Source organism: Paenibacillus sp. FSL H7-0331, from assembly GCF_001956045.1.
In genome coordinates this window covers 14,125-40,386 of record NZ_MRTH01000043.1, presented here as the reverse complement: position 1 = coordinate 40,386, position 26,262 = coordinate 14,125, and the positions used below count along the sequence as shown (strand labels likewise).

At 49.1% G+C, this 26,262-nt stretch carries 19 protein-coding genes and 1 riboswitch; of the genes, 10 read left to right on the top strand and 9 right to left on the bottom strand.

What is annotated here, in order from left to right; genetic code table 11:
• Positions 1-83: 83 nt before the first annotated feature.
• Positions 84-911, bottom strand: a complete 828-nt coding sequence (gene speE, locus BK127_RS35325; RefSeq protein WP_076237209.1) for a polyamine aminopropyltransferase — start codon at positions 909-911, stop codon at positions 84-86.
• A 255-nt stretch (positions 912-1,166) separates the two neighbouring features.
• Here speE and BK127_RS35320 point away from each other — a divergent pair, with 255 nt between their 5' ends.
• Positions 1,167-3,251, top strand: coding sequence for a transglycosylase domain-containing protein (locus BK127_RS35320; protein WP_076237207.1), 2,085 nt, complete (start codon positions 1,167-1,169; stop codon positions 3,249-3,251).
• Here the strand turns inward: BK127_RS35320 and BK127_RS35315 are convergent.
• Positions 3,196-4,062: an alpha/beta fold hydrolase gene (locus tag BK127_RS35315; protein WP_076237206.1), complete on the bottom strand. Its 867-nt coding sequence runs from the start codon at positions 4,060-4,062 to the stop codon at positions 3,196-3,198. The genes BK127_RS35320 and BK127_RS35315 overlap by 56 nt on opposite strands.
• Before the next feature lie 213 nt (positions 4,063-4,275).
• Here BK127_RS35315 and BK127_RS35310 point away from each other — a divergent pair, with 213 nt between their 5' ends.
• Together BK127_RS35310 and BK127_RS35305 are read left to right on the top strand one after the other, a co-directional pair.
• A complete protein-coding gene (locus BK127_RS35310) occupies positions 4,276-5,106 on the top strand; it encodes a dienelactone hydrolase family protein (RefSeq protein WP_076237204.1) in 831 nt (276 codons plus the stop codon).
• A gap of 136 nt (positions 5,107-5,242) precedes the next feature.
• Positions 5,243-5,758 (top strand): hypothetical protein, encoded by a 516-nt coding sequence (locus BK127_RS35305; RefSeq protein WP_076237202.1) that lies wholly within the window; start codon positions 5,243-5,245, stop codon positions 5,756-5,758.
• A 3-nt stretch (positions 5,759-5,761) separates the two neighbouring features.
• Here the strand turns inward: BK127_RS35305 and BK127_RS35300 are convergent, their stop codons facing one another.
• From BK127_RS35300 to BK127_RS35290, 3 genes are all read right to left on the bottom strand, one after another.
• Entirely contained in the window at positions 5,762-6,970 is a 1,209-nt protein-coding gene (locus BK127_RS35300) for an MFS transporter (RefSeq protein WP_076237200.1), read from the bottom strand.
• Positions 6,971-7,283: 313 nt separating this feature from the next.
• Positions 7,284-8,303, bottom strand: coding sequence for an aldo/keto reductase (locus tag BK127_RS35295; protein WP_076237199.1), 1,020 nt, complete (start codon positions 8,301-8,303; stop codon positions 7,284-7,286).
• Positions 8,304-8,480: 177 nt separating this feature from the next.
• Positions 8,481-9,308 (bottom strand): sugar phosphate isomerase/epimerase family protein, encoded by an 828-nt coding sequence (locus tag BK127_RS35290; RefSeq protein ID WP_076237198.1) that lies wholly within the window; start codon positions 9,306-9,308, stop codon positions 8,481-8,483.
• A gap of 193 nt (positions 9,309-9,501) precedes the next feature.
• On the opposite strand from BK127_RS35290, the gene BK127_RS35285 reads away from it, so the two are divergent.
• Positions 9,502-9,921 carry an organic hydroperoxide resistance protein gene (locus tag BK127_RS35285; RefSeq protein ID WP_076237197.1) on the top strand — a complete coding sequence of 140 codons (420 nt, stop codon included), beginning with the start codon at positions 9,502-9,504 and terminating at the stop codon, positions 9,919-9,921.
• Between the two features lie 143 nt (positions 9,922-10,064).
• Here the strand turns inward: BK127_RS35285 and odhB are convergent, their stop codons facing one another.
• Both odhB and BK127_RS35275 read right to left on the bottom strand, forming a co-directional pair.
• On the bottom strand, positions 10,065-11,384 hold the full coding sequence (odhB, locus tag BK127_RS35280) for a 2-oxoglutarate dehydrogenase complex dihydrolipoyllysine-residue succinyltransferase (protein ID WP_076237196.1): 1,320 nt from the start codon (positions 11,382-11,384) through the stop codon (positions 10,065-10,067).
• 78 nt (positions 11,385-11,462) lie between these two features.
• Positions 11,463-14,363 carry a 2-oxoglutarate dehydrogenase E1 component gene (locus tag BK127_RS35275; RefSeq protein ID WP_076237195.1) on the bottom strand — a complete coding sequence of 967 codons (2,901 nt, stop codon included), beginning with the start codon at positions 14,361-14,363 and terminating at the stop codon, positions 11,463-11,465.
• A 329-nt stretch (positions 14,364-14,692) separates the two neighbouring features.
• On the opposite strand from BK127_RS35275, the gene BK127_RS35270 reads away from it, so the two are divergent.
• Positions 14,693-15,364 (top strand): SanA/YdcF family protein, encoded by a 672-nt coding sequence (locus BK127_RS35270; RefSeq protein WP_076237194.1) that lies wholly within the window; start codon positions 14,693-14,695, stop codon positions 15,362-15,364.
• A gap of 235 nt (positions 15,365-15,599) precedes the next feature.
• On the opposite strand, the gene BK127_RS35265 is transcribed toward BK127_RS35270, so the two are convergent.
• Positions 15,600-16,136 (bottom strand): YwhD family protein, encoded by a 537-nt coding sequence (locus BK127_RS35265; RefSeq protein WP_076237193.1) that lies wholly within the window; start codon positions 16,134-16,136, stop codon positions 15,600-15,602.
• Between the two features lie 115 nt (positions 16,137-16,251).
• Here BK127_RS35265 and BK127_RS35260 point away from each other — a divergent pair, with 115 nt between their 5' ends.
• The 5 genes from BK127_RS35260 (at position 16,252) to BK127_RS35240 (ending at position 23,062) form a co-directional block, all read left to right on the top strand.
• Positions 16,252-18,288 (top strand): M1 family metallopeptidase, encoded by a 2,037-nt coding sequence (locus tag BK127_RS35260; RefSeq protein ID WP_076237192.1) that lies wholly within the window; start codon positions 16,252-16,254, stop codon positions 18,286-18,288.
• Positions 18,289-18,301: 13 nt separating this feature from the next.
• Positions 18,302-19,117 carry a hypothetical protein gene (locus BK127_RS35255; RefSeq protein WP_076237191.1) on the top strand — a complete coding sequence of 272 codons (816 nt, stop codon included), beginning with the start codon at positions 18,302-18,304 and terminating at the stop codon, positions 19,115-19,117.
• A 387-nt stretch (positions 19,118-19,504) separates the two neighbouring features.
• Positions 19,505-19,641: riboswitch (cyclic di-AMP (ydaO/yuaA leader) on the top strand.
• A gap of 3 nt (positions 19,642-19,644) precedes the next feature.
• Complete coding sequence (locus tag BK127_RS35250; protein ID WP_076237190.1) at positions 19,645-20,115, top strand: C40 family peptidase; 471 nt, start codon at positions 19,645-19,647, stop codon at positions 20,113-20,115.
• A 304-nt stretch (positions 20,116-20,419) separates the two neighbouring features.
• Positions 20,420-21,799 (top strand): cryptochrome/photolyase family protein, encoded by a 1,380-nt coding sequence (locus tag BK127_RS35245; protein WP_076237189.1) that lies wholly within the window; start codon positions 20,420-20,422, stop codon positions 21,797-21,799.
• 120 nt (positions 21,800-21,919) lie between these two features.
• A complete protein-coding gene (locus BK127_RS35240) occupies positions 21,920-23,062 on the top strand; it encodes a response regulator (protein ID WP_076237188.1) in 1,143 nt (380 codons plus the stop codon).
• A gap of 3 nt (positions 23,063-23,065) precedes the next feature.
• Here the strand turns inward: BK127_RS35240 and BK127_RS35235 are convergent, their stop codons facing one another.
• The gene (locus BK127_RS35235; protein WP_076237187.1) at positions 23,066-26,167 is read right to left on the bottom strand and encodes a hybrid sensor histidine kinase/response regulator; all 3,102 of its coding nucleotides are present in this window, start codon (positions 26,165-26,167) and stop codon (positions 23,066-23,068) included.
• Positions 26,168-26,262: the final 95 nt, after the last annotated feature.

Below are 26,262 nucleotides of genomic sequence, written 5' to 3'. Positions count from 1 at the left end.
ACAGCAATCGGCTAAGTAGGCTTGCATATACCCACCTGGGTACATGCCGACAGATTCAAAACCGATATTTCAGTTCAAATGTCTTACTTACACAGATCTTCAACAAATTTCGGCAGTGCAAAAGCCGCTTTGTGCAGTCGAGGGCTGTAATATTTAGTATCGATATCAGGAATTTGCGTTTCATCAACCTGCAGGGGATCATACTTTTTGCTGCCCATTGTGAAAGTCCACAAACCGCTTGGGTAAGTAGGAATGTTTGCACAATAAACGCGGACAATCGGGAAAATCTCCTTGACGTCGCGATTTACGCTCTGAATCAGATCGGCTTTAAACCAAGGGTTATCTGTTTGTGCAACAAAGATTCCGTCTTCCTTCAAAGATTCGTAAATTCCTTGATAAAAGCCTTTGCTGAACAGTTCAACCGCTGGTCCTACCGGTTCGGTCGAATCGACCATGATCACGTCGTATGTATTTTTGTGATCGTGGATATGCATGTAGCCATCGTTAACAATGACTTCTACGCGAGGATTGTCCAGCTCACCGGCAATTTCCGGCAAATACTGCTTGGAATATTCGATAACCTTGCCATCGATATCGACAAGAACCGCTTTTTCCACGCCTGGGTGCTTCATCACTTCACGAACAACACCACCGTCGCCGCCGCCTACAATCAGCACCTGCTTTGGATTCGGATGCGTGTATAACGCAGGATGCGCCACCATTTCATGATAAACAAACTCGTCTCTAACGGTCGTCATGACCATACCATCCAATACGAGCATACGACCAAATTCAACTGTATCAATGATAGCAAGATCTTGAAAATCGGTTTTCTCCGTTACAAGCGTCTCGCGAATTTTCGCGGTAATCCCATACTGCTCCGTTTGTTTCTCTGTGTACCATAATTCCATGTTCATCTCACCTTTCTTGTTTACGAATCTCAAGCCGATATAGCCCCAAAATCCGGGTCGATTGGCTTCGTCAGCCAATAGCTATGCGTCAAGTTGTATTATAGTGTATCTACTCGAAAATGCAACCTTAAACGGCCCAAAGGCGCCGTGTTCAAAATAAATTAACATTATAACGGTTTCCGATGATTAGCAGTTTGCGATTTTTTCCATACTGGTGTTATAGGCACACCGAATCGCAAATAACCGAAAGGATGGATGACCGTGTCTCAAGAGCCCAGTAACCGCCCCTCCCGTGCCGAGCAGCAAAGCTCCGACAGTAAAACAGGTCTCCACGGCTTTCGGCGCTTCAAAATGGTCTGCTCGTTAACATTCTCGACTGTCTTGATCTGTGCAGCTGTACTCTTTGTAGCACTCTTATACATGCGTTCCCAAGCGCTTCCTGTATCGAAAATGGCGCCTGCGACCGAAATCTATGATATTCACGGGCAAGTCCTGGATACGTTGAATGGTGGTAAGAACAGCCAAAGCGTTACCCTCCAGGAAATATCCCCCTATCTGATCCAGGCGACACTGGCTATTGAGGACCGGAACTTTTATCATCATGTTGGCTTTGATTTGAAAGGGATCGCACGCGCTGCGGTCGTTAATATACAGCACATGTCCAAGGTTCAGGGCGCCGGTACGATTACACAGCAGTTGGCACGCAATCTGTACTTATCGCACGAACGCACATGGACCCGGAAGCTCAAGGAAACGTATTATGCCGTGCAGATGGAGCTGCAAATGAGCAAGGATGAAATTTTGGACGAGTATTTGAATCAAATCTATTATGGGCATTCCACCTATGGCATTCAGGCTGCGGCCAAGCTGTTTTTTGGTAAGGATGCGGCTGATTTAACATTAGCGGAAAGCGCCATGCTGGCTGGTATTCCCAAAGGTCCACGTTATTTTTCACCTTATTATGATCTGAAGAGCGCGATGGAACGGCAGCAAACGGTACTCCAGACCATGGCAACAGCAGGCATGATCACGCAGCAGGAGGCCGATGATGCCGGCAAGGTCAAGCTGAATATTCTAACGCTTGAGCCGCGTAAACCAGCGATTGCCGGTTATTTCCGAGATTATGTGCGAAGTCTGGCTACCGAGCAGTATGGCATTACGGAGGAGCAATTTGATGAAGGCGGACTTCGGGTGTACACCACGCTGGACAGTTCGGCTCAACAGATCGCCGAGGAGGTCGTCGCCGCTCAAATGGAGCCGTATGGGGACATGCAGGCAGCGCTGATCGCTATCGATCCACGTAATGGTTACGTACGCGCGATGGTTGGAGGGCGAAGCTATGCGGACAACCAGTTTAACCGCGTGTTCGCTACTACACGTCAGCCCGGCTCAGCATTCAAGCCGATCGTGTATGTGACCGCAATGCAGCAAAAGCAATTCACACCGCTTACTCGCTTCAAAAGCGAGCCGACTACCTTCACCTACGATAATGGCAGACAGAGCTATACGCCCAATAATTTTGGCAGCGTCTATTACAACTGGATTGATCTGCGGCAGGCAATTGCCAAATCAGATAATATATTTGCCGTACATTCGATTATCGAAACAGGAGCAGAAAATGTAATCGCGACGGCACGCAAAATGGGCATCACCAGTCCGATGAAGCCGTTGCCTTCATTAGCACTCGGAACCTTCCCCGTCAGTCCGTTCGAGATGGCTTCGGCTTTTGCCATATTCGCCAATGGCGGTGTACGTGTTGAACCTACAGCGGTGTTGAAAATTGAGAACCGCAGCGGACGGGTGCTCTATGAAGCCCAGCCCAAACGAGAGCAGGTTATCGAGCCTCCGTATACGTATGTCATGACCCAATTGATGGAAAGTGTGTTCGAGCAAGGGGGTACTGGCAACCGGGTATCAACCGTGATCAAACGGCCCGTAGCTGGTAAAACCGGCACAACCAATACCGATGCCTGGCTGGTCGGGTATACACCTGAGCTCTCTACGGCCGTCTGGGTCGGTTATGACAAGGATCGTAATATCAGTACGTTAGAGTCTCATGTCGCGGCGCCGATTTTTGCTGAATTCACCGAGCGGTCGTTAGAATCGGTTCCACCGAAGCTGTTTCCGGTCCCGGATGGCGTGGTGACTGTCAATATTGATCCCGTGAGTGGCAAGCTTGCCAACGAGGACTGCCCCAAGTCGCGACCTGAGGCTTTTGTCCAGGGTACAGAACCTACTACGTATTGCACAGAGCAGCCTGCGAAAAAGGACGGCATTGCCCCTGCTAAACCGAAGGGTAGATCATGGTGGGAAGATCTGAAGCGTTGGTGGAACGACTAGTCGAATGATCTGCCAAAAATCCGGTCAGCTCTTCACTGAATTTGTCCGGCTCATCGAACAGCATGGCGTGTCCACTTTCTTCGAAAACGACCAGTCTGGAATTGGCAATACCGCGATCCGTCAGCTTGGCCAGCTCGAAGGAACAAATCTGATCCTTCTCTCCGTGAAAGATAGCGGTAGGTACCCTGATGCTTGCCAGATCGCCGCGTAAATCTTCGTCACGTAGCGATTCCAGCGCCCGCAGGGTACCTTGTGCCGAAGCACCTACAGCATGCTGGTGGAGCCAATCCTCAAAGCTCGCACTGCCACCTTTGTCAGTAAATATTTTACTGAAATCCGTTACCATCTGCGGACGGTCTGCAAGTGTAGCGAGCATCAGCTTTTCGATCTGCTCTTCAGGAGCTCCAAACGGGAAGTTGTTGCGTTGGATGAACGAAGGTGCCGCGGCGCCCATCAGCAGCAGCTTGGCAATACCATGGCCCTCATGGCGGGACATGTATCGTATCGCAACCGCACCACCCAATGAAAATCCGGCCAGAACCACGTTGGCCAGCTTAAGCTCATCGATAACCACCCGGATATCATCAGCCAGCTGATTATAGGAATAGCCCTCCCACGGGCTGTCAGATCGGCCGAAGCCGCGCAGATCGATCCCGATACAACGATAGCCCTGACGTGGCAGCTGCATAAATTGGTATTCAAACATGGTGTGATCTAAAGGCCAGCCGTGAATAAACAACACAGGGGTCCCTTCACCGATATCCTCTACATATATCTTAACCTTGTCATCAACCTGAATATATTGTCCCATTCTCTGTACCTCCGGTCATTAGGATTGGCACGGTATGCTGATATGCGGCATACCTGCTTATATTTCTTACCCTAATGGCTCCCCATTTCAAACGATGCATCAAAATTGTTTAACAATCGATGGCTTGTATTCCCAGCCCTACTCGCTTATTCTGAAGGTAAAGGCGGCCGCAACGCCGTCCATTACCAACTCAAAAGAGGAGTGTGTACGCGTATGGGTCTGCAGGGTGAATGGGTACAGTATGGTGATCATCAGCAATATTCGGGTTATCTGGTGCTTCCTGAAGGTCCGGCACCGCTTGCGAAGCCTGCGGTCCTGGTTATTCAGGAAATATGGGGTGTCGACCCCCATATCCAGGATTTAACGAGCCGGTTCGCGCAGGCCGGCTTTATCGCATTTGCGTCAGACCTGTTTCACCAGGCCGGCGGCAAACCGCCCCAGCTGCAGGAGCAGCGTATCGAGGACGCGAAGCGGTTTCTCGATACACTGCCCCCGGCAGCATGGCGTGACCCACAAGCGCGAGATGCGGCGCTTCACGCTCTGCCCGAGGCGCAGGGTCAAGCCATCGGCGAGACGCTGGAGCTGATCTTCGCTGCCGGTACGAAGGCGGCTGCGTATGTGGCTGTGCTCGAGGCAAGCGCAGGCTTTCTGCGCGAGTACGAGAGTGGGTCGCGGCGGCGTCCAGTCGCCGCGGTGGGTTATTGCCTGGGCGGGATGTTATCCGCCCAGTTGGCCACGCGCGACGCCGAGCTGCGCGGCGCGGTCGTGTTCTACGGCAACCTGCCGCAGGCGGAGCAGGTTGCACAGCTGAACTGCCCTGTGCTCGGTTTCTTCGGTGAATTAGATACTCGTATCACCGACCAGGTTCCGGCCTTTGCTGAAGCGATGAAACAGCAGGGCAAGGCATTTGACTATCGGATCTATGAAGGCGCTCCGCATGCATTTGCCAATGACACACGCGCCTCTTACCGAGCCGAGCCGGCTCAGGACTCGTTTGCCAAGACATTGACCTTTATGCGGGAGCATCTCACCACTCTTGAATAAAATGATAACAGCCAAGCGTCTCCCTACCACCTGAGTGGCTTTGAGGCTGCTTGGCTGTTATGATTATCAAGGTATCATAGAATCTATAGACTGTGAACATACAAATATGAGATATGAGATAGGAGTCAATTGAACAATGAATCTAGCATCTGTTCAGCAAATCACACAGCGGTTTGATGCAGCTGGAATTACCTATGCAACAGGCGGAAGCGGTTTGTTATACGCTCTGGGACTTACGGAACGAGTCAGAGACTGGGACTTAACGACGGAGGCTTCCTATGAAGCTGTCGCTCAAGCCTTGCAGGACATCGACTTTATTAGCTTGCCAAGCGGTGATTATCCGTTTGCCAGCAGCTACCGGTTGTCTGTAGAGGATAACGATCTGCCTGTCGATATCATAGGCCGCTATGCCATTCACAGTGAATCAGGAATATGTCAGCTGCCGACTTGGGTTGCAAGCACCTGGCAAAGCCTCAACATGGGAAGCCCCGAAATCTGGGCAGCAGCCTACACCTTGATGAAACGCGATTCTAAAGCCGAGCTGCTATTCAGCTATATAACTGAAAAAGGTGCGAATCGCGAAATCGTGCACAGCCTGCTGGATGAACCGCTACCGTCTACTCTCCGCAGCCGCCTGCAATCATTTCTTTAACTATTACAGGCTCCCTGAAGCTCCCTGGGAGTGTGCGGCTGTTGATTTATTTTGCGACCATACCGCAGCACCAGCTGAACAAAGCAGCAGCAGACCCGTCACCCAAAATACACTGTGTATCGAGAAGATGCCGCTTATATACCCCCCTACGAGCGGCCCCAGCATGCCTCCCAGCATACTTGCCGTCTGATTAAGCCCAAACGCCCGCCCACGAAAGTCTGCAGGTGTTGTCCGGATAACCAGTCCATTCAATGCCGGGAACACCGCACAGAAAAAGGCCCCATACACAAAGCGAATAATCGAGAAGCCCCAAATTCCATGAAACAGAACTTGCGCCAGATTGCCTAATCCACCGGCGATCAGACCAATAATCAACACTTTATGGAAACCCACTTTGTCTGCCAGCTTGCCCCATCGCGAAGCAAACAGGATACCCGCAATACCCACCAGCGAGAAAACAATTCCCGCCATTAGCGATGCATTTTTCACAGACCCGCCGATCTGTACGATGTACAATGGCAGCACAGGTTCAATCGTCATTATGGAAAACTGGGTAATCAGCGTTATGCCAAGCAAGGTCAGGAACGGTCGGTTCTGTACAGCCATGCGCATGGACCCGGTTATCGAGCTGCGCTCCTTGCTTCGTACCACCTTTTCTTCCTTTACCCAAAGCAATACCAGCAAGGCGCTCATCAGCACCAGCACACCAGCACTTGCGAAAGCTACGCGGCTATCAAACAAATTGGCAATCACACCGCCCAACAAGGGCCCAATGATACCGCCTGTAGCCGTTGAGGTGGATATGGTGGCCATCGCATAGCCTACCTTGTCTTCCGGCGTGTTTGTTCCGATCAGAGCAATCGCACCCGGAATAAACCCGCTGAGCAGCCCCTGCAAAATACGAAGTCCCAGTAATTCATAGGGGTTCGTTACCAACGAAGTCAGCAAATAAATCACACAAAGCACAATACCGGCACGTACAATCATCGGCTTACGTCCGTACTTGTCACCCATCGCCCCCCAGAAGGGTGAAGCAATAGCACCTGCCAAAAAAGCAGAACTGAATATGAGCCCTGACCACATTTCAATATGATCCTGAACACCAATATGAAGCAGGAACAGAGGCAAGAAAGGAATCACCATCGAAAAACTGGCCGATGTAATAAAGCACCCGACCCACAGAAGCCATAAATTCCGTTTCCACATTTCCACTTGCATTCACTCCTTAATGCCCGATCTTATGAAGTCTAGCCCATCTAAGGATACAATGAAACGCTTCATTAATAATTAACAAAGTAAATGGTAGCACTCTTATCCGGGTGTGTAAACCTTTGTGTATAGCGATCATAAGGTTCAGTAACCCTATCTCATAGATCAAGAAAGCAAACAAGCTTTCCTTCTGCCGAGGCTCAGGAAAGCTTGTCATTCATTTGCCTATCGATATCAAGAACTATTGGATCGGAGTTATCCATCCATAGGCAGAGGATGCCGTTACCAAATTACCATATCCATTAAGTATCCTCTATTAGCTTAATCGGGTAACTATCGGTGCACGGCCTCTTCTTTGTTGGTTCTCGGCAGCCAAATCGTATGGATAGCTGACAGGTAGTTCACTGACATCATCCAAACGAGTGATCTGCTCTTCCGTTAAATACCAGCCGCTGCCGCCCAGATTATCATCCAGCTGCTCCACATTCCGTGCACCAATAATTGGTGCTGTAATGACATTGCGGCTAAGCATCCAGTTCAGCGCAACCTGAGCAGGAGATTTATCTGCTTCCTCAGCAATTGCATGCAGGGTGTCGATAATATTCCATGTAAATTCGTTATTATAACGATCCCATACTTCCTTGTTGGTTCCTACACGGGTATTTTCCTGAGGCTGTTGTCCACGACGAAACTTGCCACTGAGCCAACCCCCACGAAGCGGACTCCAAGGGATCACACCAATACCCTCATTCGCACATAGCGGCAGCAGCTCATACTCCGTTGCACGGCAGAGCAGATTGTACTGTGGCTGAAGGCTGACAAAAGTTTCCCAGCCGTTCTGGCGGCTCGTATAGATTGCCTTTTGCAGCTGCCACGCCCGTAGGTTACTGGCCCCGATATAGCGAACTACTCCTTTGCGAACCAAATCATTCAGCGTACTCAAGGTTTCCTCAAGTGGAGTTAACAAATCCCAGGCATGAATCTGGTATAAATCAATGTAGTCCGTACCCAAACGTCTTAGGCTATCCTCTACAGAGGCTAGTATATGCTTACGGCTAAGCCCGTTCTCGTTGTGACCCTCTCCCATTGGAAAACGAACCTTGGTCGCAATTACGTAATCATCGCGTTTTTGGCTGTACAGCCATTTACCGACAATCTCCTCCGAAGCACCCTGCGAGTACACATTGGCTGTATCGATAAAATTACCGCCTACCTCAGCAAAACGGTCCATCATTCGAAAACTTTCTTCCTGACTCGCTGCAGCTCCAAAGGTCATCGAGCCCAAGCATAATTCACTAACCCGTAAACCGGTTTTACCCAATGAACGCACATTCATTCATAATTCCTCCTTAGAGTGTTGCTTTATCAAAACTGAGCATGGCAATTTTCGAGTATGCAGCAAACGATTTTCATAAGCGACGTTATGTCCATTATAGAAAGGTTTTATGATTTGCGAAAGGGCTTACAATGGATTAACCTAGTAATGTCTGGGTAAGTATGCCCCCGTTAAGGGTTACAGGTATGGCTCTACAATGCGTCGAATTCGCTCCAGTCCTTCCCACATATCGCCAGGACCGTCATAAATTAGAACGATCGCACAGTTGCAGCCTGCTGCTCGTACCGTTTCCAGACAGCTGTGAAACTCTGCCTCATCCGGCATGCCATGTTCATCATAATGGGCTTTAGCATGGACCGAAACGCTATACGGCAGGATCATACCAAACTCATCATATTTGGTCGGCGGATTGAAATTTCCGAAATCCGTAATCATCCCAACCTGATCACCAGTATGATCAAGAAGCCGCGTGCAGCTGGCCCCCGTTGAGGTCAGCGAACGAAAATTTTCAGTAACGACACATACCCCTTGGCCTGCTGCGTACTCTGCCAACTCCAGAAGTGAGGCTGCTGACTGCCGAATCGCTTCTTCGTCTGTAGGCATAGCTTCACCGGCAATTACACGGATTTGCTTCGCCCCGGCACCCGCTGCGATATCGATCCAATTGCGTATCAAATTAAAATCAGCTTCCCGTCGCGTTTCATCCTGTGCAGTTAAATCCCCGTAATCCAACAACAAGGTATCAAACGATAACCCAGCCGTGATAAAAGCTTGACGCAAGGTTGCCAAATAATCGGGCTCCGTCGAAGGAAAATGAAAATGACATACTTCCAGGGCTTGGTATCCCCGTTGTGCGGCTTCTGCAGGTAATTCAAGCAAACTCAAAACTTGCGGCTGCTCCTGTTCCTTGATCTGATGTGTACCTTTCTCAGCATCCCAAACGGTCCAACGAAGCGGGCCCAGCAGACGGTGCAAACTCCATGTACTTACGGATAAGTATGACATTCAACGATTTCCTCCCTCAAGTCATTCAAACGCTTTCATCATAACATAACCATGTAAACGGTGCGACACCTGCCAACATTGTATCTTCAGCCGCGGTTCATTCCTTGGGCCAAAGGGTATGTATACCATGCAAGGTAAAATGATTGGGACACGCTACTAAGGATTGTTCGAAACGATGAAAGGAGAGATCATGATGGGATCAACGTATACGGCTCATGTCACATCACATGGCGGAAGAAACGGCTTTGTTCGTACGTCAGACGGTCAATTCGATCTAAAGGTCGGTACACCTAATGAGGGCGAGGCGGCAGGAACGAACCCTGAGCAGCTATTTGGAGCGGCTTATGCCGCATGTTTTCACAGCGCTCTTAAGAGCATCGCCAAAAGCAAAAGCATCGACACTTCCAACTCACAGGTTACCGCACATGTCACACTTCATAGCGAAGGCACACAATACCATTTATCTGTAGAGATGGAGGTTACCGTCTCAAGTCTTGAAGAAGCCCAGGTCATGGAGCTTGCGGAGGCGGCCCACAAGGTGTGTCCGTACTCCAAAGCGACCCGCGGCAACATCGAAGTGACCTTAAAGGTGCGGGCTCCGGTACAAAAATAAACAGAGAAATAGTGGACATGCCATGGAATGTAACTATGCCTATGAGCTTGTCCATGAAAACCCTGAAAACACAAAAACCGTTCAGAGCGCTGCGCCTCTAAACGGTTTTTGTTCATATTATGAATGACTTGCCTGAAGCCGGCTTAGCCTTCCAGCAGTAGTGCTTCCGGATCCTCAAGCAGCTGCTTGATCGTCACCAGGAAACGTACTGCTTCACTGCCGTCAACGATTCGGTGATCGTAAGAAAGCGCCAAATACATCATCGGACGGTTCTCGATTCCATCTACGCCAACTGCTACAGGACGCCGCTGGATCGTATGCATACCCAGAATACCGACCTGTGGTGTATTCAAAATCGGTGTCGACAGAAGCGAACCGAACACGCCTCCGTTTGTGATTGTGAACGTACCGCCCTGCAAGTCAGCCAGCGATAGCTTGTTATCACGTGCTTTAACAGCCAGCTCACCGATATTGCGTTCAATCTCGGCAAAGCTCAGTCGATCCGCGTCACGTACTACCGGAACGACCAGACCTTCCTTCGCTCCTACCGCGATTCCGATATCATAATATTTTTTAACGAGAATCTCTTCCCCTTCGATCTCTGCATTCAATAGAGGGAAAGCTTTTAACGCACCCACAACCGCTTTGGTGAAGAACGACATAAAACCGAGACCTACGTTATTCTTCTCCTGGAACGATTGCTTGCGGCGCTTACGGACATCCATGATTGCCGTCATATCGACTTCGTTAAACGTGGTCAACATGGCAGCAGTACGCTGTGCTTCTACTAATCGATTGGCGATTGTCACCCGACGTCTGGACATTTTCTTCCGTTCAGTCGGTTTCGAGGCATCCACAGCTGCGTTTTCAACAACAGCACGCTTCTCAGCCTGTACCGGTGGTCGCTGTGCAGCAGCTGGCGATGCACTGCCTGCTGATGATCCCGTAGAGGAGTAGGCTTCGATGTCACTGCGTGAAACCCGATTGGCGTCAATTCCACCAGCAGAGCGCACTTGGTTCAGATCGATTCCCCGTTCTCTCGCCAGCTTACGCACGGATGGAGAAGCAGTGTAAGGACCTTCCTCTTCGGTGGAAGTACCATTGGAGTCAGCTGCTTCCTTATTCACTGTACCTGCGCCTGCTGAGGCTTGGACAGCTTCATTCGGAGCTGACTGGGATGGTGTAGTAGCCGCTGGTTGTTGTGCCGGAGGTGACTGTGCGTCTGCTGCCTGGCCTGCGCTGATGACACCAACGCTCTCGCCAACCTGTACTGTTTCACCGGCTTGTCTGTTAATTTTTGACAAAACGCCATCAGACTCAGCATTGATCTCCAAATTTACTTTATCGGTTTCCAATTCAAGCAGCAAATCGCCGAATTTAACGGAATCCCCTTCTTTTTTCATCCAGGAAGAGATTGTTCCTTCCGTGATGGATTCTCCCAGTTCCGGTATTTTAATATCCATTGCAGCTAGCGCCTCCCGTATTTGTTGTACCTATTCTGATTCATCTATCATGCTGAATCCCGCGGCTACTCCGCTTATTTATTCGCCTAATACCGCGATCATTTCTTTATTAACTTCCATCGGCTTCAACGCTTCAGCAAGGATGCGCTGCTGTTCGAAGCTGTGAACATTCTGATAACCGCTGGCCGTACTAGCCCGTTCCGGTCTGCCTACATGACGCAAGCTAGCTCCCTCTGGCAGCAGCTCACGAATACGCGGCTCCATATAGGTCCATGCGCCCATGTTCTTGTTCTCTTCCTGAAGCCAGATAATTTCCTCCAGATTGGAAAAACGCTCGATAATCGCGGACAACTCAGCTTTTGGGAATGGATATAGCTGTTCGACACGAGCTACATGCAGCCATTCCAGATCTTTCTGTTCGGCAACAGCATCCTCCAGATCAATCGCTACTTTACCGCTGCACAAAATCAGACGCTTCACCTGATCCGGCTGTTCTCCGAGACCCGTTTGCTCCAGCACGCTTTGGAAGGAGCCTTCACTGAAAGCAATGCCTGGCGAGGCCACGCGTTGATTACGAATCAGACTTTTGGGAGCCATCAAAATCAATGGACGGGCATATTCGCTTTCGGTAATCGCAGCTTGACGTCTGAGCAGATGGAAATATTGAGCCGCGCTGGTCAGATTGGCTACAGTCCAGTTGTCTTCTGCAGCAGCCTGCAAAAACCGCTCCAGCCTTGCGCTGGAATGCTCTGGTCCTTGACCTTCGGAGCCGTGTGGAAGCATCACAACCAAGCTTGATTTCTGCGCCCATTTCATCCGGCCTGCAGAGATGAACTGGTCAAATATAACTTGACCCGCGTTGGCAAAGTCACCATACTGCGCTTCCCAGATTACCAGCGTTTGCGGTGAAAACACGTTGTAGCCATACTCGAAACCAAGCACTGATGCTTCGGATAACGGACTGTTATGAATCGCAAACGAAGCCTTGGCTTGTGGAATCTGATGCAACGGTGAATAGGTGCGCCCTGTATTAGGATTGTGCAGCATCAAATGCCGATGGGCAAATGTACCGCGTTGAGAATCCTGACCGCTTAGACGAATCGGCTTGCCTTCAGCCAAAATAGTGGCAAAAGCCAGTGTCTCCGCCAGCGCCCAGTCGACCTTTCCGTTAGCCTCCAACGCATTGGCGCGGCGCTCCAATATGCGCTGCAGCTTTGGATACACCTGAAAGTCGGCGGGAAAGTTCAATAGCTCCTTGTTAATAGCCTGCAATTGTTCCAGTGGAACAGCTGTCGGAAGTGTCGTTGGATCGATCAGATCTCCAAAATGCTCACTGAAATTGTTCTCTTTGCCATTACCTTCGTTGCTCTTCACTTGGTCGTAAGCATCCTGCATGACCTTCAACGCATCCTGCTTCATCTGGGTCGGCTGATCCTGTGCGACAACACCTTCATTTTTCAGCTTATTCGCATAAATTTCACTTACAGTCGGATGTTTATGCACTTTATTGTACATAATCGGCTGTGTCGCTTCCGGATCATCGGTTTCGTTATGTCCATAACGGCGATATCCCACCAGATCGATCAGAAAATCCTTTTTGAAACGGATACGGTATTCACTAGCCAATCGAATGGCAGCTACGCAAGCCTCTGGATCGTCAGCATTAACATGGACAATCGGCATTTCAAAGCCTTTGGCCAAATCACTGGCATAATGAGTCGAACGTGAATCGGAGCTCTCAGTCGTAAAGCCCAATCGGTTGTTCGCAATAATGTGGATCGTGCCCCCGTTGCTGTAGCCCGACAAATTATTGAAGTTCAAGGTTTCAGCAACAACACCCTCACCCGGAAAAGCTGCATCGCCATGGATTAAGACCGTAACCGCTTTGCTAACATCCTGCTGAGGGAATCCCGGTAAGCTGCGATCATCCTGAGCGGCACGTGTAAAGCCCTCAACAACCGGATTGACATATTCCAGATGACTTGGATTGTTCGCCAGCGTCAAGCGGGTCTCGCCCTTCTCGCCGTCCGTAACCGAACGATAAGCACCTAAATGATATTTAACATCACCTGTCCAGCCAAAATTGATTCCCATAGAGCCCTCGGAAGGAATTAAATCTTTGTTCGGTGAATGATGGAACTCTGAAAAAATCTTGCTATAAGGCTTGCCAAGCACATGCGTAAGTACATTCAATCTGCCGCGATGCGCCATTCCCATCAGAATGTGGCTGGCTCCATCCTTCGTAAAGCGGTTGACAATCTCATCAACAACCGGCACGAGAACATCCAGACCCTCTATGGAAAAACGTTTTTGTCCAACAAAGGTCCTTTGCAGGAAATGCTCAAACTGCTCAACTTGAATTAATCGCTTTAAAAGCGACTTGCGTTCTTCCACGGCGAGCGGCGTGGGCCATGTATTCGACTCCACCTGCTTGTTGAGCCATTCCCGTTCCTCTTGCTCATGGACGTGACTGAATTCATAGGCGATCGTTTTCGTATAAATTTCACGCAGACGCTGGATCGCATCCAAGCCGCTTACGACAGCACCCTGCGCGTTTTCCCAGATCAGGGATGCCGAAATTTCTTTTAAATCCGCTTCGCTCAAATCATAAGTAGCCGATTCCAAAATTCTTGTATCCGACGGTGCACGCAAGCCCAACGGATCTGTATCTGCAGCCAAATGCCCGTAGGTACGAATATTCCAAACCAGTCTGTCAGCGGCAACCACTTTTCTCATTAACGCCAACTGACCTTCCTGAGAGGTGCCCGACTGCATGGGTGCTCTTGAAGGAACGCTTGCTTGTTCAGCATGAAATGCAGACTCAGATGGTGGCGCACCAAAAAGATCGAACAGTTCCCGGAAGGTAGCCTCCACGGAATCAGGATCGATTACGTATTGATCATATTGTTCATACAGGTAACCCAGGTTGGGACCAAAGTAGGCCTCCCACGGCCCGCGCTTAGTTTCGCCAGGTGTCATTGACATATCTCTCCACTCTAATGTTTATTAGAAACAAAAAGCTGCTTACCTAAAACACTCAATACCCTATATTAACCCCATATGAGGGAAGTTAATAACTTGAACAAAGCATTGTGCACATATATTAAATTATAAGGGTTATTTCCATATCGTAAATTGCTTAATTTATATTACACCAATCTAATCTTGATATCAATTTTTACTGGATTTCATTCCCATTTATTAACAATCAATCCGTTACTGCAACTTCCTACAGAATCAAGCGTCTAATCGGTATAGCCATATACGTGCCCATACAATTTAGAAATATAAAATAGAGGAGCGGTTCTGTGAAGCATTTATTTAAATTCAAGCTGATGCCGATGCTCCTGGTTATCATCGCGCCCATCTGTTGGATTGTCGGCGTGGATGCTTACGTAAAAAGCAAAGCTTCCCCCTATATCTACCAGGCCCAGGATGCTCCAACGGCAGATGTGATTGTCGTGCTTGGTGCAAGAGTGTATCCTAACGGATCGGTTTCGACCATTCTGGGTGACCGTCTGCAAGCTGCGCTAGAGCTTAAAGATGCCGGTAAATCGGATCGGTTCCTTGTAAGCGGCGACCACGGGCAAATTGATTATGACGAGGTGAATGCCATGCGCAGTTTTTTGGAGGAACGGAATGTGCAGCCTCAAAATATTTTTATGGACCACGCTGGCTTCAGCACTTATGAGAGTATGTATCGTGCGCGGGATATTTTCCAGGCACACAAGGTGCTGATCGTTACTCAGCAATATCATCTGATGCGCGCTGTCTATACCGCCCGACAAATGGGAATGGACGCTTACGGTGTTGCTTCGGATAAGCAGGAATACCCGAATATGACGCGTAATCGGCTGCGTGAGGTGCTGGCGAGAAACAAGGATTTTGCTTATGTGAATCTGCTCCAACCCAAACCAACCTATCTGGGTAATCCAATTCCAATTACAAGTGATGGACGATTGACCGCAAACGGACTTTAATTATTACAATAAACACCACAAGAACTACTGCTCATTTGTCGGCAAATAAGCAACACAATAAGGCAGATCCAGGGGATCTGCCTTATTGCTGTCCTAGTATATGTTATATACTAGCGTTCAGTATACAACCAACCCGCCTGCTTGCACAATGCGCTTCACATAATCGCCATAAATACGCTGCGATCTTGCAGGTAACCGTCAGTTGATCATCGTACTATTGAACTCAACCCTGAAATCAAGCCAAAGCAGACTTCAGATCCTCGTTCGAATTTGCCCACATTTCGGGGTTATATTCCATCAGCAGCTTCTTCAAAGCCGCTTTCTCCTGATCACCCAGATTGTCAAGCATAATGCGGCGTTTCAGCGCATAGTCCATCCGGTTAACGTGATCGGCAAGGATTTTCCAGCCCCGCCGCGCTTCCCTGTCTACCAGCATTTCACACGAGGTCACACCAGCGTAATACATGCCCTCTTCCTTGCGGTCTGCGGCCACCCACACAATCCAGCTGGATATACCGTTTGGCACATCCTCCTTGTTAACGGAGAATTTGATGCCCTTCTCCACCTTGCTCTTGGCATGCAGCGCCCCCATATCGAGATACGCTTCGCCTTCTTCAATGATAACGCTCGACATCTGGCTTAAATTAATCGCTCCTGCACCAAAGCCGCGATGCTCTACCTTGCCGCTGACGATATTCAGTGCCAGCTTCTTCGGCTTATCCGCAGGCTGTGCTGCAGCCTGCTCCTGAGGTTGATCTTTATTTATATCCATGAAAGGCACCATCCTATTACAAATAAAGTTTGTCTTACTTGTTTATTTTAGCTAATAATCCTCGTTTTGCAAACATATACATGCTGTAGATGCTTGTCAACGGGGTGAAAATGAGATGAAGAAACAATTTGGCAGCCGCGCTGCGCAATGGTGCTTACTTATTGTACTAGCTTGTGGACTCACATGGGGCAGCTATGCTCTGCAAAACAACAGCCCCAACGTACAAAATCAGCCGAAGGCCCTATCTGCCTCGGCCCTGCTCTCAGCGATGGCGGAAGAACCGACCGCACCACCCCAGTCAACCCCTGCGCCGCCAAGTCTGCCGGCCAAGCCTGTGGAAACACCAGCCCCAAGACCGCTCAGTAACCGCATCGTGGAGTATCACATGAATGTTCAGCTGGACGCCCAAAGTAAGCTGCTCTCAGGAACACAATCGTTAACCTGGAAAAACCCCGGCTCGCAGCCGGTACAGGAGCTGTATTTCCATATGTATCCCAACGCATTCAGCTCTAAAAAATCGACCTTCATGAAAGAATCAGGAGGCAAGCTGCGCGACGATGCAAGCAAGGAAGGCAGCTATGGCGGCATGGAAATCAGTTCCATCAAGACACTCGATGGCGAAGAGCTCATTGGAAGCCTACAGTACGTCCAACCGGATGATGGCAACAAAGAAGACCACTCACTCATGAAGATCACACTGCCTAAAGCAATCAAACCTGGACAAAAGATAACACTCGAAGGCGTATTTTCCGTCAAGCTACCGGCCGTATTTGCACGTATGGGTTATGCGGATGACTTCGTGATGGCAGGGCAATGGTTTCCCAAAGTAGCGGTTTATGAGCCGGCAGGACGGCGAGGCCGCACAGCAGAAGGCTGGAATCTGCATCAATACCATGGCAATTCGGAGTTTTACGCTGATTTCGGCATTTACGACGTTCGCATTCAGGTGCCCTCCAGCTATACGGTAGCTGCAACCGGCTTTCCGCTCAAGCCGCCTGTGGACGATGGCAAAACCAAGACTTATGCGTTCTACGCAGATGATGTGCATGATTTTGCCTGGTCGGCTTCACCACATTTTATTTATTACGAGGAGCCGTACGCTACACCTCAGATTCCTGGGGTGCGCATCAAGCTGTATCTGGACCCCAAGCACGAGGAGCTAAAAGGACGATATATGACCGCAGCCAAGAAAGCGCTGGCCCGCTATTCACAGTGGTATGGTAGCTATCCCTACTCGACGCTCTCAATCGTCGTGCCACCCGAGAACGCCAATGGTGCAGGTGGCATGGAATATCCGACACTGGTTACAGGCTGGGGGGCTTCCGAGGATCAGCCGGACCTCGATCTGGAGCGCGTTATCGTGCATGAGATCGGCCATCAGTTCTGGTACGGGATGGTAGCCAGCAACGAGTTCGAGGAAGCTTGGCTTGATGAAGGTTTTACCTCCTATGCCGAGGATAAGCTGATGGAGCAGGAATATGGAGTCAAGCCTAATCTGACACTGGAAGCCAGCTATATTACCAATCCCAAGTCACTGAAGCTTGACTCCTGGAGCTATGGGAAACATGAGGCCTACGCAGAAAATGTATACACGCGCGCCAAGCTCGTGCTTCGTGCAATCGAAGCCCAGATCGGCAGCGAGATGATGCAGCGGACTTTAAAATCGTATTTTCAAAGCTGGAAGTTCAAACATCCGACCACATCCGATTTTCAAAAAACACTTGAGGATACGACTAAAAAGAGCTGGGCTCAGTTTTTTGACGAATTCGTCTATGGTGGACAAATGGTCGATTACGCCATAACAGGGATCCACACGAAACAAATCATCGCTGACGGACAACCGCTCTATGAAAATACGGTAAGGATTCAAAAGTATGGTGGAACTTATCATCAGGTCCCGATCCGGTTCCACTTTGCAGATGGCTCACAGATCGATCGACTCTGGGATGGCATCGATGGTGACGTTACGTTCAAGCTGCAGCATCCGACACAGCTGCAATGGGCAGTTATTGACCCTCAACATACCCTTGTATTGGAAAATAAACGTATGAACAGCTTTATGAAAACCGACGTGGACTCAAAGCTTGTGATGCGCCTGCAGACAGGTATCGTCAAATTAATCGAGACCTTGCTGGACGGGGTCGCTTGGTGAGGAGGCACAAAGGATGTGGAAGCTGCTAAAATCCGGATTAATGAATGCTTGGAATCAGCCTTTTGCCGTCTGTGCATTGTTTACGTATAATTTGTTGTGGGGGCTGATCCTGTATACTGCAGTTCGCTCGATTGTCGTTCCGCTGCTGCACCGCTACCCCAGCCCCGAGCTGTCCCGTGAGGCGGTTCAATTATTTTGGCTGGAGGGGCAATTCCAAATTACAAAAACCGATCTGATCGTGCCATATCTATGGTGGGCACTCGCATTGCTGCTGATTCGCATGGTCCTGAGCCCGCTCCTGAGCGCTGGCATCTACTATTCGCTGGAGCATACGGAATTAAATGCTGGATATCGCTTTGTACGCGGAATCCGCAAGCTCGGTCTGCCTTTTCTCGGCTTGTATTTGCTTCAAATTGTTCTAACCGTCGCTCCCTTATACCTATTGGGAACGAAAGTCATCGAGGGCTATCACTCCCATGCCTCCTTGACGGCTATCGGCTGGCATCTGCTGCCATGGCTTGGCATCTATGTGGCTTATCTGATCCTGATACAAACCTTATTTATGTATATGCAGTTTGGGCTTGCCAGCGGCAAATCGGTTCTCATTTCTTGTCGGCTGCTCGTCCGCAATGTGCTTACCATCCTGCTGCTGGCTATCGTTACAATGTCAATCACCTTCACCCTCTCCGCTCTTGTGATAACATCAGCTCTCGTATGGGCGGGCTTCGCGGCTCTCGTGCTGGTTCAGGCTTATCGGCTGCTTCATATGTTTTGCAAGATGTGGACGATCACCTCACAGCACGCCTTGTGGAACGCCAATCACGAATAAATCAGCCTTCTTGAGTTAGAAACTTTCCGTAATGCATCAACCGAACCTAAATTAGCCTCGCTGCCGCGTTTATAAACGTGGCCGAGGTTTTTTTGCTTTGCAAATATTTTATATGACTATAGTCCTGATTTCGTCAAAAAAGCCCTTTTTTATTAATCAAATTCGACATAAATTTTACAAAATAAATAAAAAATGTCGAATTTAATTGTTGGAATGCGTTTTCAATTTCAGCTCTGTATAGAGTCAAACCCATTCAAACCCTTGCTGTATAAGGTTTATAATGAATTTGAAGAAAGTTTCATGTTTCGACCATCAAATGTGTACATTTTGTGACTAAAGGAGGAACTTTAAGGTAAACGCCGAATTCGTCTTAAGTGTAACAAAAAAACTATGCATTTGCCGAATTTCCGACATACTGGAAAACGGGGGATCCAATCTGGGTGAATTGATCTCGTTTCAGAGTGATCATAGGGAACCTTCAACCGAACCCTCAGCTAACCTCGTAGGCACCGGAAGGGGAAAATTTTTTGAAGAAGTTTTTTGGTATTGCATTAGGTTTAGCACTGTTTTGCAGTGTGCAAGTAGGCAGTGTTTTTGCCGAAACCCCTTTGAGCCAAGCTGTTAACGATGGCGTGGGTGCTCCTTACAAGTACGCTGGTACGACGAAGAACGGATTTGATTGCTCTGGTTACACAGCTTTCGTTTTTGCCAAATTGGATATCAAACTGCCGCACCAATCCAAAGGGCAAGCAGAAGTTGGTACAACAGTTGAAAAAGACGATCTGCGTCCTGGGGATCTTGTGTTTTTCAAGACAGACGGTGTAGGAATTTCTCATGTTGGCGTGTATGTTGGGGGCGGTAAGTTTTACCATTCAGCTACCAATATAGGCGTTACTGTCAACAAGCTTAATGAAAATTACTACTCCAAGTATTATGTTACCGCTAAACGTATTTTATCTGACGAGCAGTACGAAGCTTTTATGTCAGATAATCAATAGAATGAAGTGAAAGAAACCTACTTTCTTACACCATACTTCTACAGTTGAGCGAACCATTTTGTATGGAGCCCTCAGTGCTTGCTTCCGTTGCGCACCTCTTGCGTCGGACAAGGCTGCAGGGCTCTCTTCATTTATTACCCTCTATTACCCTACAAAATTTCGGTTGAATCGCCTATCAAAAACAACTATTCAATTATTCTGAATATTCAATTTATTGCAATCGATAATTGCAGCGTGTGATTTCCAATATGCACCGAACGAGCTTCACTGCTGTTGTACAAAGCTATAAACGAGGTGCCTATTCATGATTATATTTTTACATCGTAAGGATTTGCGGGTGGACGATATGCTCGCCTTCAACTATATTCACGCTATGCACAAGCAAAGCCTGCATGTGCTCATTCTGGACCCCTTCCTGCTGGGGCATGAACGGTATCTGGAGCACAGCGGCGTCAACTTTCTCCAGCATGCGGCACGGCTTAGACAGCTGTATCTGGAAGCTGGCCAGCAGCTGCATATTGTGTATGGCGAGCCTTCTGCGGTCCTGAATACACTGCTGGCTGCACACCCCGTGGAGGAACTCGTATTTCACGAGGATAGCACCCCTTATGCCAAGCAAAGAGATCGGCTGCTTCGCGCGACTGCAGAGGCCGCACGGGTGAACGTTACCTCTTTCGACGAGCAGGCGCTTCTGGACCTGCGAGACTTTCACCGATGGAGCGGACGCAGCGAGCCGTACAAGGTGTTTACGCCCTTTTACCGGAAGTGGAGCGATTATCGGCTCCGCTTCTATCGACCGGCCGCAAGCGTGCATGTGAGCCAACTCGCCACAGTCGCGCTGGCTCCTGACGCAGCCGAGGCGTATGCACTGCCGCCGCAGCTGGAAGCGGCGCTGGCCGCAGGCGACGCGGAAGCCACAGGCGGGTGCGGGTCGACGCCTGGGGCACCCGACCCGCACAGCGTGCTGCGCGGCTTCCTCGCGGAGCGGCTGAGCGGCTACGCCGATGGGCGCGATCGCTTCGCGCGCGAGGCGACGAGCCGCTTGAGCCGGCACCTTAACGTCGGCGCCATATCCACGCGCACCGTCTACGAAGCGCTGCTGGAATCGGAGCAGCGCGAGGTCTGGTTGCGGCAGCTCGCCTGGCGCGACTTCTACATCTATCAGTCACGGCTTGACAGTGATTATTTTCATTACGAGAAAAGATATGATCTGTCACCGTTGGACAATCGCTACTTCCAGGCCTGGAGCGAAGCGCGAACCGGTATCCCGATTATCGATGCGGCCATGACAGAGCTCAATACAACAGGCTGGATGCCAAATCGCCTACGCATGGTAACCGCGATGTTTCTGACCAAAAACCTGCTCTGTCCGTTCACCTACGGAGAACAATATTTTCGCTTCAAGCTGAGCGATTATGACAATGTTCTGAACCGTGGAGGCTGGCTATGGTGTGCTTCTCTTGGATTTGACGCTGCACCTTATTTTCGGATCATGAATCCCGCAACCCAATCGGCTACTCATGATCCTGGCGCAGACTATATTCGGCGCTGGCTGCCAGAGCTTGCAGGTTTATCCGACAAGCAGATCCATCTGCCGCAGGCGCATGCTCTTGTCGAGCTGACAGCCTCACGAGCCCGCGCTATTGAGGTTTATAAGGGGATCTTGCAAAGTGGGCGTAAATAAGGTAATTTGCCCGCTGCAGAGGCTTATCGAAGGAAAAGCGAGTAACATGTGAGGTTCATTATCACCGATCGTGATATAATTGGAAAACGACAACATATCTTGTTACGAGGAGTGAGTACGATGAAAGCCATTCTTATCGACGACGAGCGACCCGCGCTGCGGCAGCTGGAACAGCTGCTTCAAGATGTTGACGGCATTCAAGTCACTGGTAAATTTCTTTCAGCGAAGGCGGGGTTAGAGCATCTGGCTACTGAACAGACCGATATCGTATTTCTCGACATTGGAATGCCTGAAATGAATGGCTTGACAGCTGCGGAATATATCCAACAAATCGACGATAATATCCAGATTGTATATATAACCGCCTATGCGCAATATGCACTCGAAGCCTTCGAGCTTCATGCGCTTGATTATTTGCTGAAGCCAGTCGATCCCATCCGATTTTCCAAAACACTGAATCGTATTCAGGCTTACACACCGGTTAAAGAGCGCACTGCAAAGATACCAACCGACCCGGAACCTCTGGTATTTTGTTTTAACAATCTTGTCTTATCTCCCCGTATAGACCCTGAAGGCAAGGTGAAATGGAGAACAGCCAAAACCAAGGAGCTGTTTGCCTTCCTGATTCATCATAAAGGCAGCCGGATCGCCAAGGATGTGCTGCTTGAGGAGATCTGGCCCCACTTCACTCCTGACAAAGCCATGATTCATCTACACACCTCCATCTATCAGATCCGAAAAATTATCAAGCAATCTGGTCTGCCTACGACACTGGATTTTTCTTTAGAGAGCTACCGTCTGAATACCGACAGTCTAGCGATCGATGTGGACTTCTTTGAAAGCAAAATTGCACCTATCGAAGGGTTGGATACACTGAACGAGAGCCAATGGCGGCAAGCGGACCTTGCCTTAAAGCTATATACGGGCCATTATTTTGATGAGCAGGATTATCGTTGGGCCAAAGCGAGAAGAAATCAGCTGCTGCAGCGCTACCTGAACCTGACGCTTCGAACCGCGGAGTATGAGCTAGCCACGGGTCGTGAGCGTCAGGCAATCGGGAGGCTGGAACAGGCACAGGAGAAGGAACCGTATTCTGAGGAAATAACGGAGCTGCTAATGATGGGTTTAGCCCAGCTAAAAAATTACACAGCGCTGCAAAACGTGTACGAATCGTTCGTCATGCTGCTGCGCAATGATTTGGACATCACCCCCCAGCCACAGCTGCGGGAGCGATATAATCAATTCATGCAAGAAGTTGAATGAAGCTCACAACTCTGTATCCTTGATGTCAGGACCCTGCAGCGGAACTTCAAAGCTAACGGTTGTTCCCTGCTTCCACTCACTCTCGATCTTCAACCCTTTCCCGTAGAGCATGAGCAGCCGTTTATGTATGTTTTTCAGTCCGACTCCGCTGGAGCCATTGTCGGATAAGACAGCAGCCAGCTGCTCGGATGGAATTCCGACGCCATTATCCGTAACAATCACCTTGATCCCCGTCTCCTGACTTTGGATGGCGATTAGGACCTTACCTCCTTCACTGCGCTGCATAATGCCATGCCTGACTGCATTCTCAACAATCGGCTGGATGCAGAGCGGGGGAATCATGATGAAGCCTTGTTCGACAATATCGTATTGTACCTCCAGACGTTCCTCGAACCTGGCTTGTTCCAGATAGAGATAGGCCTGGACCAGCTCAAGCTCCTTATGAAGTGGAACCAGCTGATCACGGTTCTGAAAATCAAAGCTGCTGCGCAAATAGCGGCTCAGCTCAAGGAGCAGTTGCATCGTTTTATTCGAATCAAGGCGGCAAATGGCGATAATGGTATTAAGGGCATTGTATAGAAAATGCGGTTTGATTTGTGCTTGTAAAAAGGCCATCTCCGTACTAATCAAGGTCCGTACGGATTGGCGCAGCTCCAGCAAGGTGCGGACACGTGCTCTTAGCTCACCTGCATCCACAGGCTTCGTAAGAAAGTCATTCACTCCTGCACGGAAACCTGCGACAATTTCCTCAGGACGGCTCCTGGCCGTTAACATAAGCACAGGCAGCTCAGAGAGCATGTACCGCTCACGTATTACTTTGCACAGCTCCAGTCCGGATAACCCCGGCATCATCCAATCCGTAATAACCAGATCGACCTGCGGGTTGCGGCTCATGATATCGAGAGCTTGAGCTCCATGATGGGCCGCAAGCACACGGTAGTTTTCCAGGGTCAGCAAGTTCATCAGCACCTGCAGATTAACAGGGTCATCGTCGACGATCAATACGGTTCCGTTGGCAAATTCATTCGACTGCATTCCCTCGACAAATACCTCTGCAGCAGCAGATATTTCAGTAAACACGATTTGTTGCTGCATTCTTTGTACTACTTCCGGCTTACCCGATGCTGCGGGAAGCGTAAAATAAAACAGCGATCCCACGCCAGGCTCTGACTCTACCGCAAGCTTACCGCCACCGAGCTCAATCAGTTTTTTGGTAATATGCAGACCAAGTCCGGTTCCCATATATGCCTGACTGTCTCCATCTGCAAGCTCGACGTATGGATTGAAAATATCGTCCAACCGATTTTTGGCAATCCCTTTTCCGGTATCAGAAACGTATATTTTCACCTCCCCGTCTTCCACCTCGGCATAAATCCGAATCTCTCCCTCCTGGGTAAACTTGACTGCGTTTCCGAGCAGGTTGTAGAGAATTTGCCTCAGTCTGTCTTCATCCGTATCCAACATCGGCAGGTCATCCGGCCACTGCTGCACAAATCGAATGTTTTTCCCGTCCCTGACATGATGTACAACCTCCAGCACCGATTGAACGACAGAAGGCAGATTTACCTTTTGACGCTGCATCTGCAGTTGCCCGTTCTTTAGCTTGTTGAAATCAAGAATATCATTAATCAGGAATTTCAATCGTTGGCCCGTAGCAACAATCATCGATAAATGTCTGGCCTGTTCAGTGTTCAGCGGTCCCGCTACCCCACCGAGCAGCGAGTCTGCCATATTGACGATTCCATGCAACGGAGTTCTCAGCTCATGTGACGTACTGGCCATAAACTCATCCTTCATGTCGTCCAGGGTAAGCAGTTTGCGTGAGAGCTGTTCCACCTTGTTGAATAGGTTCGTGAACCGTTTGGCGAGCAGCAAGGCCTGTGCGAAAATAAAAACAAGAATTTCGTAAGGAAAGAATATGTAATCCTCTAATGAGCCAAAAATATTGAATAAATTGATCGCCAGCATCATCAGGATGCTTTGCAAGCCTGCCAGAATAGCGAGTGAATTGTCCTCACCCAGCTTCAAGCCTTTTAACATCAAATAAAGGATATAGCCCACACTGATAAAGCCGAACACATAATAAACAATTTCCCCCTCTGAAAACAGGCGGCTCGGCAAAAAAATGGCCTCAAGTGTCAATAATGAGACAATCACCTTTAACCAAGGCATTATGGCACGTTGATGGAATCTCGGAAATAAACAGACTGTATATAAAATCAAGCAATAGTAGACGAATGTGGAGGCTATCAATTGAAGCTTCATTACCAACTCATAAGGAATAAAGGGCAGCTCCGCCAGAATCAGCTTCTCTCCATGGGTCAATACATACATAAGACCCCAAAAACAGAACGCACCGAGGTGCAGCAGGGAAGACTCCCTTTTACGCAAGCGGAATAACAGCAAAAAGTATACGGATAATATTAAAAATCCTGCTGTCGTAAGCAAGTACCCAAAGATATGATATTCGCGGTTTTTCAATATGGACGGTTGATCGCCAAACAAGAGCGGATAAATCATCCCACCCGATGAATAGCTAAAATTGGACACCTGTACGACGATCTCAATCTCATTTCCATTAACAGCAAAAAAACGGACGTACGGCACATTATTCGGAGTGCTTTCCTCGGCCGTCAAACCCGGGATACCGCTTGCGCCGATCAGTTGACCATTAACGAACAGGCGATTGGCCATACGGATGTTGACCGTCCGAATACCGTATATGGCAGACTCCTTGTGTGTCAGCACCAGACGCAGTCGATAGGTGCCTGCACCATCTGCAGTCGATTCATCCTGCTCATTTTTCATATATTCATTCCACTTCCCAGGTACAGATACCATTTCGGTTTGAACCGGCTTTTGCTTATCTGCACTTGCCGATTCGATAAAATCAGCGGGGGTCAACAACTGATTGCGATAAAATTCCCATTCACCAGTCAATTGAACAGGTCCATCAGTCACAAAGTTCCAATCGCTCAAATTCATCCAGCCCTTGTTGGCTTGAGGATTGTTCTGGAAACCGTCCATATTGCGAATAACCCCATACAGCGGCAGCAGGGTAATGAATATAATCCCTATTAGCAAAGCAAACCCGTACTTCTTCATCCAGCCGCCCTCGCTTTATACACGTATGTGCTTAAATCATATCACGGATTGCCAGAGAACGACATACAACCTCCCATCTTCGACAGCATCCGGTT